12 protein-coding genes are annotated in these 15609 nt (G+C 66.1%); 6 read left to right on the top strand and 6 right to left on the bottom strand.

The annotated features are described in order from the left end of the window. Positions 1–28 precede the first annotated feature (28 nt). Positions 29–1135: a ring-opening amidohydrolase gene (locus ACKWRH_RS37645; RefSeq protein ID WP_445217665.1), complete on the top strand. Its 1107-nt coding sequence runs from the start codon at positions 29–31 to the stop codon at positions 1133–1135. 111 nt (positions 1136–1246) lie between these two features. Next, the gene (locus tag ACKWRH_RS37650) at positions 1247–2716 is read left to right on the top strand and encodes an amidase (RefSeq protein WP_445217666.1); all 1470 of its coding nucleotides are present in this window, start codon (positions 1247–1249) and stop codon (positions 2714–2716) included. A 38-nt stretch (positions 2717–2754) separates the two neighbouring features. Here the strand turns inward: ACKWRH_RS37650 and ACKWRH_RS37655 are convergent, their stop codons facing one another. Next, a complete protein-coding gene (locus ACKWRH_RS37655) occupies positions 2755–3072 on the bottom strand; it encodes a hypothetical protein (protein WP_212484393.1) in 318 nt (105 codons plus the stop codon). Between the two features lie 161 nt (positions 3073–3233). Between ACKWRH_RS37655 and ACKWRH_RS37660 the strand changes: the two genes are divergently transcribed. Beyond that, positions 3234–4142: a PaaI family thioesterase gene (locus ACKWRH_RS37660; RefSeq protein WP_445217667.1), complete on the top strand. Its 909-nt coding sequence runs from the start codon at positions 3234–3236 to the stop codon at positions 4140–4142. Positions 4143–4210: 68 nt separating this feature from the next. Continuing rightward, the gene (locus ACKWRH_RS37665) at positions 4211–4576 is read left to right on the top strand and encodes a hypothetical protein (protein WP_038942774.1); all 366 of its coding nucleotides are present in this window, start codon (positions 4211–4213) and stop codon (positions 4574–4576) included. Here ACKWRH_RS37665 and poxB read toward each other — a convergent pair. From poxB to ACKWRH_RS37680, 3 genes are all read right to left on the bottom strand, one after another. After that, positions 4573–6309: a ubiquinone-dependent pyruvate dehydrogenase gene (poxB, locus tag ACKWRH_RS37670; RefSeq protein WP_445217668.1), complete on the bottom strand. Its 1737-nt coding sequence runs from the start codon at positions 6307–6309 to the stop codon at positions 4573–4575. The genes ACKWRH_RS37665 and poxB overlap by 4 nt on opposite strands. An 80-nt stretch (positions 6310–6389) precedes the next feature. After that, a complete protein-coding gene (locus ACKWRH_RS37675) occupies positions 6390–7022 on the bottom strand; it encodes a 2-dehydro-3-deoxy-6-phosphogalactonate aldolase (RefSeq protein ID WP_071909642.1) in 633 nt (210 codons plus the stop codon). A 13-nt stretch (positions 7023–7035) separates the two neighbouring features. After that, entirely contained in the window at positions 7036–7950 is a 915-nt protein-coding gene (locus tag ACKWRH_RS37680; protein ID WP_445217669.1) for a 2-dehydro-3-deoxygalactonokinase, read from the bottom strand. 240 nt (positions 7951–8190) lie between these two features. Between ACKWRH_RS37680 and ACKWRH_RS37685 the strand changes: the two genes are divergently transcribed. Next, positions 8191–9288, top strand: a complete 1098-nt coding sequence (locus ACKWRH_RS37685) for an LLM class flavin-dependent oxidoreductase (RefSeq protein WP_445217670.1) — start codon at positions 8191–8193, stop codon at positions 9286–9288. Between the two features lie 57 nt (positions 9289–9345). After that, positions 9346–9900 carry a flavin reductase family protein gene (locus ACKWRH_RS37690; RefSeq protein WP_445217671.1) on the top strand — a complete coding sequence of 185 codons (555 nt, stop codon included), beginning with the start codon at positions 9346–9348 and terminating at the stop codon, positions 9898–9900. A 279-nt stretch (positions 9901–10179) separates the two neighbouring features. On the opposite strand, the gene ACKWRH_RS37695 is transcribed toward ACKWRH_RS37690, so the two are convergent. Continuing rightward, complete coding sequence (locus ACKWRH_RS37695; protein WP_445217672.1) at positions 10180–12033, bottom strand: sigma-54-dependent Fis family transcriptional regulator; 1854 nt, start codon at positions 12031–12033, stop codon at positions 10180–10182. A gap of 234 nt (positions 12034–12267) precedes the next feature. Beyond that, positions 12268–15570, bottom strand: coding sequence for a carboxyl transferase domain-containing protein (locus tag ACKWRH_RS37700; RefSeq protein WP_445217673.1), 3303 nt, complete (start codon positions 15568–15570; stop codon positions 12268–12270). Positions 15571–15609 lie beyond the last annotated feature (39 nt).

A 15609-nucleotide genomic window follows, 5' to 3' on the forward strand; every position in this document is an offset into this window, starting at 1 on the left:
GACCACCGAACTCCACACGAGGGCTGCAATGCGGACAGCATCGGTCGGCGTCTTCAAGGTCGCCACCAAGGGCCCCGGCGACGTCTCCGGCCTCATGGCCATGATCGGCTCCGGCGCGATCGACCCGACAACGATTTTGGCCATCCTCGGCAAGACCGAAGGCAATGGCGGCGTCAATGATTTCACCCGGGAATATGCCGTTGCTGCGTTGTGCGCGGCGCTGGCGCCAGAACTCGGCCTTTCGCCAGAGGCGGTCGAGCAGCGCATCGCCTTCGTGATGTCGGGTGGCACCGAAGGCGTGCTCAGCCCGCATATCACGGTGTTCACGCGGCGCGAGGCTGAGCGCCCGGCAGGCATGTCCGGCAAGCGCTTGAGCATCGGCATGGCGCACACGCGGAACTTCCTCCCCGAAGAGATCGGCCGCTCCGCACAGATCATGGAAACTGCCAAGGCGGTCAGTGCCGCGATGGCGGATGCCGGCATCACCGATCCCGCCGACGTCCATTTCGTGCAGATCAAATGCCCGTTGCTCACCAGCGATCGCGTCGAAGCAGCAAACGCGCGCGACAACAAGACGGCCACGACCAGCGCCTACAGCTCGATGGCCTATTCGCGCGGCGCCTCCGCGCTTGGGGTCGCGGTCGCGCTCGGCGAGATCGCTTCCGATGTCAGCGACGACGACGTGCTGCGGCGCTACGATCTGTTCTCGTCGGTTGCGTCCACCTCGTCAGGGATCGAGCTGATGCACAACGTCATCATCGTGCTCGGCAACTCGGCGTCTTCAGCGAGCGAGTTCGAGATCGGCCACGCCGTGATGAACGATGCGATCGATGCCCCGGCGGTGGTGTCGGCGCTGAAAGGTGTTGGCCTTGGCGTCGCGCCGCAAGCCACCGAGGGCCGCGAGCTCGTCAATATCTTCGCCAAGGCCGAGGCCTCGCCTGATGGCAGCGTGCGCGGCTTCCGCCACACCATGCTGGAGGATACCGACATCAGCTCGACGCGCCACGCCCGCGCGGCCGTCGGCGGCCTGATCGCCGGCCTTGCCGGCACCGGCGCGGTCTATGTCTCCGGTGGTGCCGAGCATCAGGGGCCCGCCGGCGGCGGCCCGGTTGCGGTGATCGCGCGGCTGTCTTAATGACGCGGCGACCTCTCCGCCCGGCGCAACCCTGCCCTTCGCGCCGGCTCAGTTGATTCACGCAGGCCCTTGCGAAAAAGGTGACGCCGCACCCACGGGGATTTTGACTTCATGACTTTGCCGATGAGCTGGAACGAATGGGCGCAGCACGATGGCGTCGGGCTGGCGGCGCGCGTCCGCAAGGGCGAACTGACGGCGAAGGAGCTGGCACGCCAGGCCGCCGCGGGCGTGGCCAAGGTCAATCCGGCACTGTCGGGCGTGGTCGAGCTGTTCGAGGACGTGATCGCCGATCCGGCCAGGGACGGCGCCAATCTCGCCGGCCCGTTCGCCGGCCTGCCCTTCCTGATGAAGGACCTCGGACCGACCATGAAAGGCCGGCTGCAGGAGATGGGCTCGCTGCTGATGCGCGACAATCGCGCCGCGGCCGATACGTTCCTCACCGGTAAATGCCGTCAGGCAGGCCTCAACCTGATCGGACGCACGACGACGCCGGAATTCGGAGTGTGCAGCTCGGCCGACAATCCCGCCGTCTACGTGACGCGCAATCCCTGGAATACCGACTACACCACCTGCGGCTCGTCGGCGGGCAGCGCGGCGATAGTCGCGGCCGGCGTCGTCCCGATCGCGCATGCGACCGACGGCGGCGGCTCGATCCGCATTCCCGCCGGCGTCAACGGCAATATCGGTTTGAAAGTGTCGCGCGGCGTGTTCTCGCTCGCCCCGCACATGTCCGACCTCACCGGCCTCGTCTCGATCCAGGGCTGCCAGTCGCGCTCGGTGCGCGACACCGCGGCCTTCGTCGATCATGCCCGTGGACCCGCGCCCGGCGAGTTCATGCCGTTCTGGACCACGGCGCAGCCCTATTCCGAGATGATCAAGCGCGATCCGTCAAAGCTTCGCATCGCGCTGTCGCACACCTGGGGCGATTACACCGCAACGCCGGAGATCGCCGCCGAGCTGGAGAAGACCGGCCGCTTCCTCGAAGGCCTTGGCCATCACGTCGAATACGCGTTGCCTGAGCTCGACTTCCGCGCCGCCTTCGCGGCGCAGACCACCTGCTATATCAGCAATTTTGCCGTGGTGATCTCCAACATGCTCGCCGCACGCGGGCTGGAAAAGCCGCCGGAAGATCTCATCGAGCCCATGAACATCAGGATCTGGGAAGCCGGACGCCACACGAGCTTCGCCGAGCGGGCGAAGATGCAAGGCGTGTTCAACACCACGTCACGCGGCTTCGGCGCGTTCTTCGAGCAGTGGGATGTGATCCTGACGCCGATCACCGCGTTGCCGACGCCGAAGGTCGGCACCAGGGAATATCTCACCATCTCCGACAATCCCGATGTGCTCGACTGGTTCGGCAATCTCTGGCGCTTCTTCGCCTTCACGCCGCTGGCCAATCTCTGCGGCATGCCGGCGATCTCGATGCCGATGGCAGAGCAAGGCCACGGCCTGCCGCTCGGTATCCAGGCCATCGCCAAGCAGGCCAATGACGGCCTGCTCCTGCAACTCGCCGCCCAGATCGAGCGCGCGCTCGACGGCAAGTGGAACGGCAGCAAGAAGCCGAAGGTGCATGTGGGCTGAGAGATTGCGATCGCATTCAAAAGCGATCGCCCGCGATCTCAGTTCTTCACCGTCGGGATCACCTCCGCCGGCTGCTGCTGCCCCTGCTTGTACATCGCCAGCGCCTTGTCGAGCGCTTCGCGCAAGGCCAATGCCGCGGCCACGCTGCAACGCAAGTGCGCGGTCTGGACCACGTCGACCCTGACGGCGGCACCGACCGGCATCAGCAGGTTCGCGGCGAGCTCGATCTGGATCGCGCCGTTGTGGTGTCCGAAGCAGGATGCGCCGTCGAAATAGATGATCGGTGCCCGTTCCGAGCTGGAGCTCGAAATGGTCACGGGCCCCTGATTGGTGGCGGGTGTTTCGGGGTCGGCCATGGGCACTCCTTGGGGCTAGTCGACGGACGAAGCGCCCACCATCGTTGCTTCGGCACGCCGTGTCGAGGCCAAACCGGCCCTGACAGACCTGCCTGCGGACCTGCCGGATAAGCCCCTTTCGGGGTTTTGCGCGGCGCCCGACACTGGTCTAGAACGTCGTCATGTCCAGTTCAGCCACCACGCTTCCGTTCGAGGAACTCGCCGAGGCGATCAAGGGCCGCCGCTCCGACTACGGCCATATCAGCGGGCTCCAGCTCGACCGCTTCGCCCCCGCCGAAGCCTGGTCCAGCCTGCCCTATCGTCCGGTCTTCGTCGGCGACACCGAGACCGGCGTGCTGCATGGCGGCGTCGTCACCGCGATGCTGGACGAGAGCTGCGGCATGGCGGTGCAACTTGCGCTCGACGGCACGCGCGCGATCGCAACCCTGGATCTGCGCATCGATTATCAGAAGCCGGCGACGCCGGGCCTCGACATCAAGGCGCATTCGGTCTGCTACCGCACGACGCGCTCGATCGCCTTCGTGCGCTCCACCGCCTATCAGGAATCCGAGGACGATCCGGTCGCGACCGCGACGGCCTGCTTCATGATTGGCGCCAACCGCACCAACATGCTCGCGGACCGCAGGATGGACTCGCGCAGCATCCCGACGCTGGAGGCGCCCGACGATCCGGACGGCCCGTTCGCCAACAGCCCGTTCGCGCGCTGCCTCGGCATTCGCGTCAATGACGACGGCACGCTGACGATGCCGTTCTCGCCAAAGATCATCGGCAATCCGATCCTGCCCGCGATCCATGGCGGCATGACCGGCGCCTTCCTCGAGACCACCGCGATCCTCGGCGTGAGGCGCGAGCTCGGCATCGCCGCGCTGCCCAAGCCGATCGGGCTCACCGTCAACTATCTGCGTTCCGGACGTGCCCTCGATACCGTCGCCAATGTCTCGATCGTGAAACAGGGCCGGCGTATCGTCGCCTTCGAGGCGCGGGCCTGGCAGGACGATGCGAGCAAGCCGATCGCCACCGCTTTCGGCCATTTCATGCTGCGGCCAACGCCCGGAAGTGACGAGGAATAGGCGTATTTTCCCTTGACGACCGGAGTTCCGGCCACAACGATAGCGCGTTTCCTGCGAGAGGTATTAGGTTGCGGCATCCGCTCGACATCATCGCCATGTTCGCTGCGCTTTGGCTGCTGGCGTCGATGGTGCTCGACGCGCTGACGCCGAAGGAGCTGACCGCGGTGATGATCGGCATCGCGATCGGGCCCGCCATCGTCATCACCGCCGTATTCTATTATTTGCGCTGCCCGCGCACCGATTTCGCGGTGATGTTCGCAGCGCTATGGCTGATCTCCGATATCGCCATTGCATTCATCTCGCCGACGCAGCTGCCGTATTTCCTGATCGCACTCGGCTTCGTGCCAGCCCTGCTGATCGGCATCGTGCTGCACTGGCAGCGCTTCCAGCACCGCCACGAGCGGCTGCCCGCGCCTTCGGTGAAGCGGGGCTAGCGCGGTAGCAGATTTGTTTTAGCGAGATCGAGCACCTCGTCACCGCGCCCGTTCATCACCGCCCGCAGCACCCAGAGGCTGAAACCCTTGATCTGCTCGGGCGTGATGGTCGGCGGCATCGACAGCTCCTGCTTCGCCGTGACGACATCGAGCAGCGCGGGTCCGTCATGGGCCAGCATCTCCTTCACGGCCCCCGGAAGCTCGCCGGGATCCTCGACGCGTTTGGCGAAAATGCCCATCGCGCGCGCCATCGCCGCGAAATCGGGATTCTCAAGATCGACATTGGTGTCGACGAAACCGGCCGCCTTCATCTCCAGCGCGACGAAGCCGAGCACGCCGTTGTTGAAGACGACCACCTTCACCGGCAGCTTCATCTGGGTCAGCGTAATGAGGTCACCCATCAGCATGGTGAAGCCGCCGTCGCCGGAGAGCGAGATGATCTGGCGGCCGGGCTGCGAGGCCTGCGCGCCGATCGCCTGCGGCATCGCGTTGGCCATCGACCCGTGCACGAACGAACCGATCAGCCGGCGGCGACCGTTCATGTCGAGATAGCGCGCGGCCCACACCGTGGGCGTGCCGACATCGGCGGTGAAGACGGCGTTATCAGACGCATGGTCGCTGATGACTTTTGCCAGATATTGCGGATGGATCGGCTTGCTGCCCGGTGTCCCCTTCGCAAGCGAGTCGAGCCCTTCGCGCGCCTTCTTGTAATGCGCGATGGCGTCGTCGAGATGTTTCCGCTGCGTCTTGGTCTTGAGCAGCGGCAGCAGCGCCTCGATTGTCAGCTTGACGTCGCCGACGAGGCCGAGATCGATCCTGCACCGCCGTCCGAGATTTTCCGGGCGGACATCGATCTGCGCGACCTGCGCATCGGTGGGGAAGAATTGCTTGTAAGGGAAATCGGTGCCGAGCATGACCAGCGCGTCGCAAGCGTGCATGGCGGCGTAGCCCGAGGAGAAGCCGATGAAGCCGGTCATGCCGACGTCGTAGGGGTTATCGTACTCGACATGCTCCTTGCCGCCGAGCGCATGCACGATCGGGCTCTTCAGTGCTTCGGCCAGCTGCATCAGCGGCGCATGCGCGCCGGCGCAGCCGCGGCCGCAGAATAGCGTGATGCGCTCGGCGCCGTTAAGGAGATCAGCAAGCGCCTTCAGCTCATCGGCCTGCGGCACGACCTTCGGCGCCGACAGCGCGAGCCCGCGCGTCGTCGACAGCGCGCGCTTGGGCGGGCTGCGGAACGCGACGTCGCCGGGCATCGCGATCACCGCGACGCCACGCAGACCCACCGCCGCGCGGATGGCGTTCTCGATCACGTAAGGCAGCTGGCTCGCATCCGACACCAGCTCGCAATAATGGCTGCACTCCTTGAACAGGTTTTGCGGATGGGTCTCCTGGAAATAGCCACCGCCAATTTCCGCCGATGGAATCTGCGCCGCGATCGCAAGCACGGGGACGCGACTACGATGCGCATCGAACAGCCCGTTGATCAGATGCAGATTGCCCGGGCCGCAGGAGCCCGCACACACCGCGAGGCTTCCCGTCATCTCGGCTTCGCCAGCGGCGGCGAAGGCCGCGACCTCCTCGTGCCGGACATGGATCCATTCTATGGTGCCGCGGCGGCGCAGCGCCTCGGTGAGACCGTTCAGACTGTCGCCGACGATGCCGTAGATGCGCTTGACGCCGGCCTGTTCGAGCGTTGCCACGAACAGATCGGCTATGTTGTTGATCGCCATGTCGGTCTCCTGATCTCGCTGGTGCAGCAGGATAGGATACAAATCCGCGACGCCGGGATCACGGCTTGTTTATTGCTGTGTCAGTCTTTCGCAATCGCCCGATCATAGGCCGCGATTGTCACCTTTGCGCGAGCGGCGACATCGGCGGCCGTCATGCCGGGCTTGTACAGGCTGGAACCGAGCCCGAACGCGGTCACGCCGCCCTTCATGTACTCGGCAAAATTCTGGTCGGAGACGCCGCCGACGGCGGCGATCATCACGCCCGCCGGCAGCACGGCGCGGATCGCGGCAATGCCGGACGCGCCGAGCACGCTGGCCGGAAAGAATTTCAGGCCCGATGCGCCGGAACGCGCCGCGAGCAGCGCCTCGGTCGGCGAGAACACGCCCGGCAACGTCACCATGGCGTACTGATGTGCACGCGTGAGCACCTGCGTATCCACATTCGGCGAGACCATCAGCTTGCCGCCGACGTCATTGAGACGATCGACATCTGCGGCGGTCAGCACCGTGCCGGCGCCGATCAGGACGCCGGCCGGCGCGAGCTTCGCGGCAGTCGCGATCGAGCGGAACGGCTCCGGCGAATTCAGGGGAATCTCGATCGCGGTCATGCCGGCCTCGATCAGCACGCCGACGATCGCCTCGGTCTCCTCGGGCTTCACACCACGCAGGATCGCGACCAGCGGACGCTGCATCGGCGGAAAGGGAACGCTCATCTCAAGATTCCTCTCATTTCGTCCAGATCGCGGCCGCCGCCATCGACAGGCCGCGGCGAACGGCTTCATCCGCATCGATCGGCTGCACGGTCACCGACAGCGCATCGAAGGCGAGCCGGTACAGCATCGCGAGCCGCCCCGAAGCAATCAGCGTGATGCCCGCTTTCGGCACAGTGCCGGAGAGCCCTGCTGCCAGCTCGGCGCCGATCAACGTGCCCGACAGCGTCTCGCGCGCGGCAGCCGGCGAGCCACCGAAGAGGAGCTGCCGCGACCGCGCGCCGAACAGCAGGTTGGCCGCGAGGGCCGGCGCTTCATACGCGGCTTTCACGGCCGCCTTGAAGCTCGCGACATCCTCGGCGTCATCGGCACCGGCGACCGCGAGCGACAAGATCGTCTCGCGCGAGACCACGCTGAAGAGCTCGCCGGTCATGAAGGTGGAGAAATGCGCGACCGTGCCGTCCTTCACGCGCACCCACTTCGAATGCGTGCCGGGCATGCAGACCAGCGCTTCGCCTGCGGCCTCGAGACCGAGTGCGCCGAGCAGCTGCGTCTCCTCGCCGCGCATCACGTCCGGCGCCCTGGTATCACGCTGCGCGATGCCGGGCAGGATGCGAATATCGCGCGTCTCGCCGGGCACTGGCGCGGCCTGCTTCAGCACAGCGGAGAGCGGCGCAGGCGTGTCAACATAGCCGGCCTCGACCCAGCCGGTCTTGGCGCCCGCCATGCCGCAGACAAGCACCGGCAGCTGGGCCGGGGCTTCGACTGCTTTGAGATGCGACTGCAGCACGCCGGCAAAGCCGGCCTTGGCCGCGGCCAGCATGCCCTCATCGCTACGGCGCTCAGCCAGCACCTGGCCGGCGCGGTCGATCAGCCAGAGGCGGAAGCTACTGGTGCCCCAGTCCACCGCGACATAGGCGGGTTCGCTCATCTCAACACGTATCCTTGGTCTCACCGACAAGACGCCGTCTCGCGACAATGAGACGGACGCCCGCAAATCTGCCCCGGGATATCGGCTATTGCCGCCTCAAACCAGCGATTTTTCGCAGGTCTGAGCCGCTCGCCGCGGCGGCACACCGCTTGCGATGCGGTGGCACACCGCTTGCTAAAGCTGTCCTGTTCAAGTCCAGGAACGCGCAACAAGACGCGTCAACATCAGATGAGGAAACCCATGGAGATCGGCTATTTCACGATGCCTTCGCATCCGCCGGAGTGCGGCCTGAAGGAAGGAAACGACTGGGACCTGCAAGTCATGCGCTGGCTCGACGAGCTCGGCTATCAGGAGGCCTGGGTCGGCGAGCACCACACCGCGCCCTGGGAACCCAATCCCACGCCGGACCTCCTGATCGCGCAGGCGCTGATGCAGACCAAGAATATCCGCATCGGGCCAGGCGGCTTCCTGCTGCCCTATCACCACCCGGCCGAGCTCGCCAACCGCGTCGCAATGCTCGACCATCTCTCCGAGGGCCGGCTCAATTTCGGCGTCGCTGCTTCGGGCCTGCCGAGCGACTGGGCGATGTTCAACGTCGACGGCATGAGCGGACAGAACCGCGACATGACCCGCGAGGCGCTGGAGATCATCCTGAAGCTGTGGTCCGATCCCGCGCCCTTCACCTACAAGGGCAAGTTCTGGACGGTGACCAAGCCGGACACGATGTTCGACTTCCTCAAGCCGCACATCAAGCCGCTCCAGGCGCCGCATCCGCCGATCGGCGTTGCCGGGCTCTCGAAGAACTCGGACACGCTGAAGCTCGCCGGCGAGCGCGGCTTCATTCCGATGAGCCTCAACCTCAACCCGGCCTATGTCGGCAGCCATTGGGACTCGGTCGAGATCGGCGCCGCCAAGACCGGACGCAAGCCGAACCGCGCGGACTGGCGCCTCGTACGTGAGGTGTTCGTCGCCGACACCGACGAAGAGGCGTGGAAGCTCTCGACCGGTGACATGATGGGCCGGATGATGCACGAGTACTTCCTGCCCCTGCTCGGCCATTTCGGCTTCAAGGACTATCTGAAGCACGCGCCCGACGTGCCCGACAGTGACGTCACCGTCGAATATTGCGCCAAGCGGAACTGGATCGTCGGCTCGCCCGCAACCGTCGCCGAGAAGATCGAGAAGATCTACGACGAGGTCGGCGGCTTCGGCGTGCTGCTGGTGTTCGGCTTCGACTACAAGCACAAGCCGGAGGCCTGGCGCCACTCGCTCTCGCTGCTCAGCAACGAGGTGATGCCGCGCCTGAAGCATCTCGGCTCCGCGAAGAAGGCCGCTTGACGCGCGGCGGGTGCGGCGCAATCGTGTCGCACCCGCCCCCGTTTCGGAGATTTCGGCGTGAGCGTCGACGCAAAGGATTTCAAACTGGCAATGCGCCAATGCGCCGGCGCGGTTGCGCTGGTCACGGTTGGCGCCGAGCACGGCAAGCGCACCGGGCTGACGGTGACATCAGCCTGCTCGCTGTCAGACAATCCGCCGTCCCTGATCGTCTGCGTCAACCGCAACGCCAGCGCACATACGCGCATCCGCGAGGAAGGCGCCTTCGCGATCAACTTTTTGCACGAGGACCACGCCCTGCTCGCGCTCACCTTCAGCGGCCAGAAGGGCGTCAATGGCGACGACCGATTTGCGTTCGGGCAGTGGACGCGCGGGGTGACCGGCGCACCGGTGCTGACGGATGCGGTCGCCGCGTTCGACTGCGTGCTAGCGCAGGAATTCGAGACCAAGACGCATTCGATCTTCGTCGGCGAGGTGCGTGGCGTCACGCATTCCGACGAGGCCGCGCCGCTGGTGTATCTGCGCAGCAGCTTCCACGTCCCTCACGAGATCCGCGGCACCGTTTCAGTCGGCGACCTCGATTCCCGGCATCTGAGCTGGAGCGATTTTTCGTAAGGACGAGCTGCCTTCCCTTCTCCTCTTGTGGGAGAAGGTGGCGCGAAGCGCCGGATGAGGGGTCTCTCTCCGCGAGTCTGGAATTGTAGGGTGGGCAAAGGCGCATTTGCGCCGTGCCCACCATCGATCCAACACCGCAACAGAAGCGGTGGGCACGCTTCGCTTTGCCCACCCTACGATATCTGTGATCGCGGAGAGAGACCCCCCAACCGGCTCGCCGCTACGCGGCGAGCCACCCTCTCCCAGAGGGGAAGAAAGAACGCCGCATGCGACTGAGCGCTACTGCGTCGTCTCGATCTTTAACTGCTTGATCTTGCGATACAGCGTGGCACGACTGAGCTTCAGCGCACGCGCTGCCTCCGTAACGCGGCCGCCATGCTTGCGTAGCGCCTCGACGATCGTCGCGCGCTCGGCCGCGGCCAGATCCGGCTCCGTCCTCCCGCCGGACGGAGGCAGATCGAGATCGGCATCCATGATGACGCCGTCCTCCGCCGTGCAGCCGGCGAGCCGCAGCACGTGGCGGAGCTGGCGCATGTTGCCGGGATAGGGATAGGCCGAGAGCAACGCCCAGGCCTCGTCCGACAGGCGGCAATCCGGCGCCTCCTCGCGCGCGATCTGGCGGATGATATCGTCTCTATCGGCCCGCTCGCGCAACGCCGGCAGTCGCACCTCCATGCCGCGCAGGCGGAAGTAGAGGTCGGCGCGGAACGCGCCCTCCTCCGCCATGCGGCCGAGGTCGCGATGGGTCGCGCTGATCAGGCGGATGTCGACCGGCACCGGCTTGAGCGCGCCGAGCGGCCAGACCTCGCGGTTTTCGAGCACGCGCAAGAGGCGGGTCTGCAGCGCGATCGGCATGTCGCCGATCTCGTCGAGGAACAGCGTGCCGCCGTCGGCCTGCACGATCAGACCCTTTGAGCCGTCGCGGCGCGCCCCGGTGAAGGCGCCGGCCTCGTAGCCGAACAGCTCGGCGTCGATCAGGCTCTCCGGCATCGCCGCGCAGTTCAGCGCGACGTAATGGTTGCGGGCGCGGTTGCTCGCCGCGTGAATGGCGCGCGCGAACACGTCCTTGCCGACGCCGGTCTCGCCGTGCAGCAGCACCGGCAGATTGTGGTCGCCGATGCTCCTCAGCCGTTTGACACTTTTGATCAGGCCGGGATCGCGGCCTGCGAGCCGATGCAGCGAATCGAAACGATCGACGGGAACGTCACGACGCCGAGTGGACGGCCTCGCCCGCAGCGGCGGCGCGACATGTCCCTGCCCGAGCGCGCTGCCGTCGGCGCGGCGCAGTTCGACGACCTCGTCCGCACTACGCGCAGTATGGTGATCGAACTTGATATAGCGCGACAGATCGATGCCGGATGCGATCAAACCGTCGGTGAGGCCCAGCAGCGCGCGCGCCGAGCGGCAGGCGCCGACGATGCGGCGATCGTCGTCATAGGCGAGCAGGCCGCTGCCGCCGTCGCCCGGCACGGTGGCGATCCAGGCGTTGCGGAAATGGCCGCGGAAGATCGCGCCCTCCATCCGCCGCGTCGCCTCCATCGTTACCGCGAGCGCGAGCTGATGCGCGGCGCGTTCGAGATCCTCGCGGCAAGAGGTAATGTTGATGGCACCGGCGAGCCGGCCGGCCTGGTCGAACAGCGGCGCCACGGCGCAGGAAAACATGTGCCACTGCGCGCGAAAATGCTCGTCGCGATGCACCAGGATGGGCTTCTCTTCGGCAAGCGCAGTGCCGAGCCCGTTGGTGCCCTCGAAGGTCTCGGCGAAATTCGAGCCGGTGTAGATCTTCCAGTCCAGAAACATCTTTGCGTCGGCTTCGCCCGGCAGGCGGCTGAACAGCATGGTCGCGTTTACGTCAGCGAGATTGACGCAGTAGCCGGCGTCGCGGAGCACGCGGGCGAGGTCGTCAAGCTCGGGCGTTGCGAGCCGGATCGTCTCCTCCATGGGCTCGGCGATATGGCGAATCTCGGCTTCGGTGAGCGTCTGCGGCGGGCCCTGACGGGCGGGGTCGAGCTTGTGGCTGATCAGGCAGCGCCGCCAGGAATCGGCAATGCGCGACGAGGCATCGACGTCGGCCACGTGATTGGCGACGGACAAGACACGGGCGACATGGTTCGAGGCCGAAAGGCTGGCCATCGCGGACGTCTCCACCCTGTATTATTGTGCAAAGTCTGGCAGCACAGGCGAGGATGTCAATCGGGAACCGGGAAGGCGATGCTCTCGCATCCTCGTCATGGCCGGGCCTTGTCCCGGCCATCCACGGACTGCCGCGTGTGCGAAAGAACGTGGATGCCCAGGACAGGCCCGGGCATGACGATGCGGAAGCAGATTGCCTAGAAGCTCAGGGCGCTCGAAATTGCTGCACCGCCTTCACCACGTATCGATGCACGGCCGCTTCTTCTCCGTCCGCGCCGGCGCCTTCGGCACCGAGCGCACGCCCGCCATAATCCAGCGCCGCGTCTCGGCGGGGTCGATGACGTTGTCGATCTCGAACACCGAGGCGATCGAGACCGCCTTGCCGTTGGCATAGAGCTCGGCCACCTTGTTGCGATAATAGGTCTCGCGCTCCTCGGGGTCGGCGATCGCCTCCATCTCCTTGCGGAAGCCGAGGCGGACATAGCCCTCCAGGCCCATGCCGCCGAATTCGCCGGTCGGCCAGGCCGCGGTGAAGAAGGAGGCGTGGAAGCCGCCGCCGATCATCGACTGCGCGCCGAGCCCATAACCCTTGCGCAGCACGATGCCGAACAGCGGCACGGTAAGGCTCGCGCCTGTCACGAACATGCGCGAGACGTGGCGCACGATCGCGGTCTTCTCGGCCTCCGGGCCGACCATGAAGCCGGGCGTATCGCAGAGCGAGACGATCGGCAGATCGAAGGCGTCGCAGAGCTGAAGGAAGCGCGCGGCCTTATCGCCGGCGTCGGCATCGATCGCGCCGCCGAGATGGCGCGGATTGTTGGCGATCAGGCCGAACGGCTTGCCCTCGATGCGGATCAGCGCGGTGACCATACCGACGCCGTAGTCTCGGCGCAGCTCCAGCACGGAATCCTTGTCGGCGACGAGATCGATCACGCTGCGGATGTCGTAGACGCGCAGGCGGTTCTCCGGGATCGCACGACGGAGCAGGCGCTGGTCGGCCGCTTGCCACTCCGTCACCGCGCCCTGGAAATAGGACAGGTATTTTTGCGCCACCCGCGTCGCCTCCTCCTCGTCCTCGACGAGGATGTCGATCACGCCGTTCGGCGACTGGAACGTAACAGGGCCGACCTCGGCCGGGTGATAGACGCCGAGACCGCCGCCTTCGATCATCGCCGGACCGCCCATGCCGATCGAGGCGTTCCTGGTGGCAATGATGACGTCGCAGCAGCCGAGCATCGCGGCGTTGCCGGCAAAGCAATAGCCGGAGACCACGCCGACAACCGGCACGAGGCCGGAGAGCTTCGCGAACTGGACGAAGGACGGGCCGTCGAGGCCGGTCATGCCGAGCCGGTCAGTGTCGCCGGGTCGGCCGCCGCCGCCTTCGGCATAGAACACCAGCGGGACGCGCCAGTCTTCCGCCAGCGTCAGCATGCGGTCGATCTTCTTGTGGTTCATGTGGCCCTGCGTGCCCGCGAGCACGGTGTAGTCGTAGGCCACGACGATGCAGCGGCCCCCCTCGGGGCCGAACTTCTCGGCATTCACCGTCGCAACACCCATCACCAGGCCATCGGCCGGTGTGCTCTTGATGAGATCGTCGAGCCTGCGGCGGCGTCGCTGCGCTGCAATCGCAAGGCTGCCATATTCCATGAACGAGCCGTCATCGACGAGCTGCGCGACGTTCTCGCGCGCGGTGCGCTGATTGGTGTTGCGGCGGCGCTCGACCGAGGCCGGCCGGTTCGCATCGAGCGTATTTGCCTGGCGCGCGATCAGCTCGGCAAGATCTGGACGAATATGGTCGAGATCGACATCGGCTTCCGCGGCCGACGCATCGGCCGCGACGTCGAGCGGCTCCAGATACATGATCGGTTCGCCATGCATCAGGGTCACGCCATCGCCGGCGACGAGCTTCATGACGCGGCCGCCCTGCTCGGCCATGACCAGATGCTCCATCTTCATGGATTCGATCACGGCGAGCTGCTGGCCCGGGCGCACGATCTCGCCTTCCTTCACCTGGACGGTGACGATGGTTCCCTGCAAGGGCGCAGCGACCATCACCGCCCCTTCGGGCACGACTTGCGCCACGTGCGTCTCCGCGCCATGGCCGCTTCGCTCGGTCGCGGTAAAATAGAGCGGCTTTGCCGCGCCATCGGCCGCCTCGACGAGCTTTGCAATGTTGCGATCGATGAAATCGGTTGCAATGCGGTTGGTCCTGAAATCGGGATGTGCGAGCACGGCCTGGAGAAAGGCGATGTTGGTGACGACGCCGTCGATCCTGAACTCGCGCAAGGCGCGCGAGGCTTTTGCCACGACGTCGTGCCAGGCTTCGCCCGGCGTATGCACGATGACCTTGGCCAGCAGGGAGTCGAACGCCGCGCTGGTTTTATAGCCGGCGTAACCAAAACTATCGACGCGGACGCCGGGCCCCGACGGCGGCTCGAACACGGCGAGCACGCCGCCGGTCGGATGTGTCGCCCCCAGCTCGTCCAGCGTCTCCATGTTGACGCGGAGTTGCATGGCATAGCCACGCGGCTTTGGGATGGAGCCCTGTGCCAGGCCAAGGGAGGCCAATGTTGCCCCGGCTGCGACCGCGAGCTGGGCGCGGACGAGGTCGAGGCCGAGCACTTCCTCCGTCACGGTGTGCTCGACCTGAAGCCGCGGATTGGCCTCGATGAACGCAAAGCTGTCCTCGGCCGTGCCGTCGACCAGGAACTCGAAGGTGCCGAGATTGTCGTAAGACGCCGCGGTCGCGAGCTGCTTCGCAGCTTCGATGATGCGGCCGCGCAAGGCGTCGCTGAGCGACGGGCTCGGCGCCACCTCGACCAGCTTCTGGTGCCGGCGCTGGATGGTGCATTCGCGCTCCCAGAGATGAGAGATCGCGCCATGACGGTCGCCGATGATCTGCACCTCGATGTGGCGGGCCTGGCGGATCAGGCGCTCGGCATAGACGCCGTCGAAGCCGAACGCCGCCCTGGCCTCGGATTGACAGCGCGCATAAGCTTCCGCGAGATCGGCGGCATTCTCCACGACGCGCATGCCGCGGCCGCCGCCACCAGCCATCGCCTTGATCACGATCGCCGCGCCCTTGCCCAGGGATTCGAAGAATGCTGTGATGTCCTCGAGGCTCGACGGCCCGCTGGTGCCGGCGATGATCGGCACGCCGCAACGCTTCGCCAGTTGCCGGGCCGCAACCTTGTCGCCAAACAGTTCAAGCGCCGCCGGCTTCGGCCCGACGAAGGTGATACCTGCGTCAGCGCAGGCCTTGGCGAACGCGGCGTTCTCGCTGAGGAAGCCATAACCGGGATGCACCCCGTCGCAGCCGGCGCGCTTCGCCGCCTTCACCACCGCTTCGATATCGAGATAGGCCCGCGCGCCGCGGCCGGGGATTTCGATCGCCTCGTCGGCAACGCGCATGTGCAGCGACAAAGCGTCATCGGCCGGATGGATCGCGACCGTCGCGATGCCGGCATCGGCCGCCGCGCGCGCGATGCGGATGGCGATCTCGCCACGGTTGGCGATCAGGAGTTTCTTGAACGACATGCGGCGTCTCCATGCCCGCGGGCCGAGGCGCGGGTCGGC

Source organism: Bradyrhizobium sp. Pa8 (genome assembly GCF_052588265.1).

What these genes read in the sequence shown, in the direction of transcription:
- ACKWRH_RS37700 (WP_445217673.1), bottom strand. Translation starts at nt 15,570, where the DNA reads ATGTCGTTCAAGAAACTCCTGATCGCCAACCGTGGCGAGATCGCCATC.
- ACKWRH_RS37685 (WP_445217670.1), top strand. Translation starts at nt 8,191, where the DNA reads ATGGAGATCGGCTATTTCACGATGCCTTCGCATCCGCCGGAGTGCGGC.
- poxB (WP_445217668.1), bottom strand. Translation starts at nt 6,309, where the DNA reads ATGGCGATCAACAACATAGCCGATCTGTTCGTGGCAACGCTCGAACAG.
- ACKWRH_RS37655 (WP_212484393.1), bottom strand. Translation starts at nt 3,072, where the DNA reads ATGGCCGACCCCGAAACACCCGCCACCAATCAGGGGCCCGTGACCATT.
- ACKWRH_RS37695 (WP_445217672.1), bottom strand. Translation starts at nt 12,033, where the DNA reads ATGGCCAGCCTTTCGGCCTCGAACCATGTCGCCCGTGTCTTGTCCGTC.
- ACKWRH_RS37675 (WP_071909642.1), bottom strand. Translation starts at nt 7,022, where the DNA reads ATGAGCGTTCCCTTTCCGCCGATGCAGCGTCCGCTGGTCGCGATCCTG.
- ACKWRH_RS37660 (WP_445217667.1), top strand. Translation starts at nt 3,234, where the DNA reads ATGTCCAGTTCAGCCACCACGCTTCCGTTCGAGGAACTCGCCGAGGCG.
- ACKWRH_RS37645 (WP_445217665.1), top strand. Translation starts at nt 29, where the DNA reads ATGCGGACAGCATCGGTCGGCGTCTTCAAGGTCGCCACCAAGGGCCCC.
- ACKWRH_RS37680 (WP_445217669.1), bottom strand. Translation starts at nt 7,950, where the DNA reads ATGAGCGAACCCGCCTATGTCGCGGTGGACTGGGGCACCAGTAGCTTC.
- ACKWRH_RS37650 (WP_445217666.1), top strand. Translation starts at nt 1,247, where the DNA reads ATGACTTTGCCGATGAGCTGGAACGAATGGGCGCAGCACGATGGCGTC.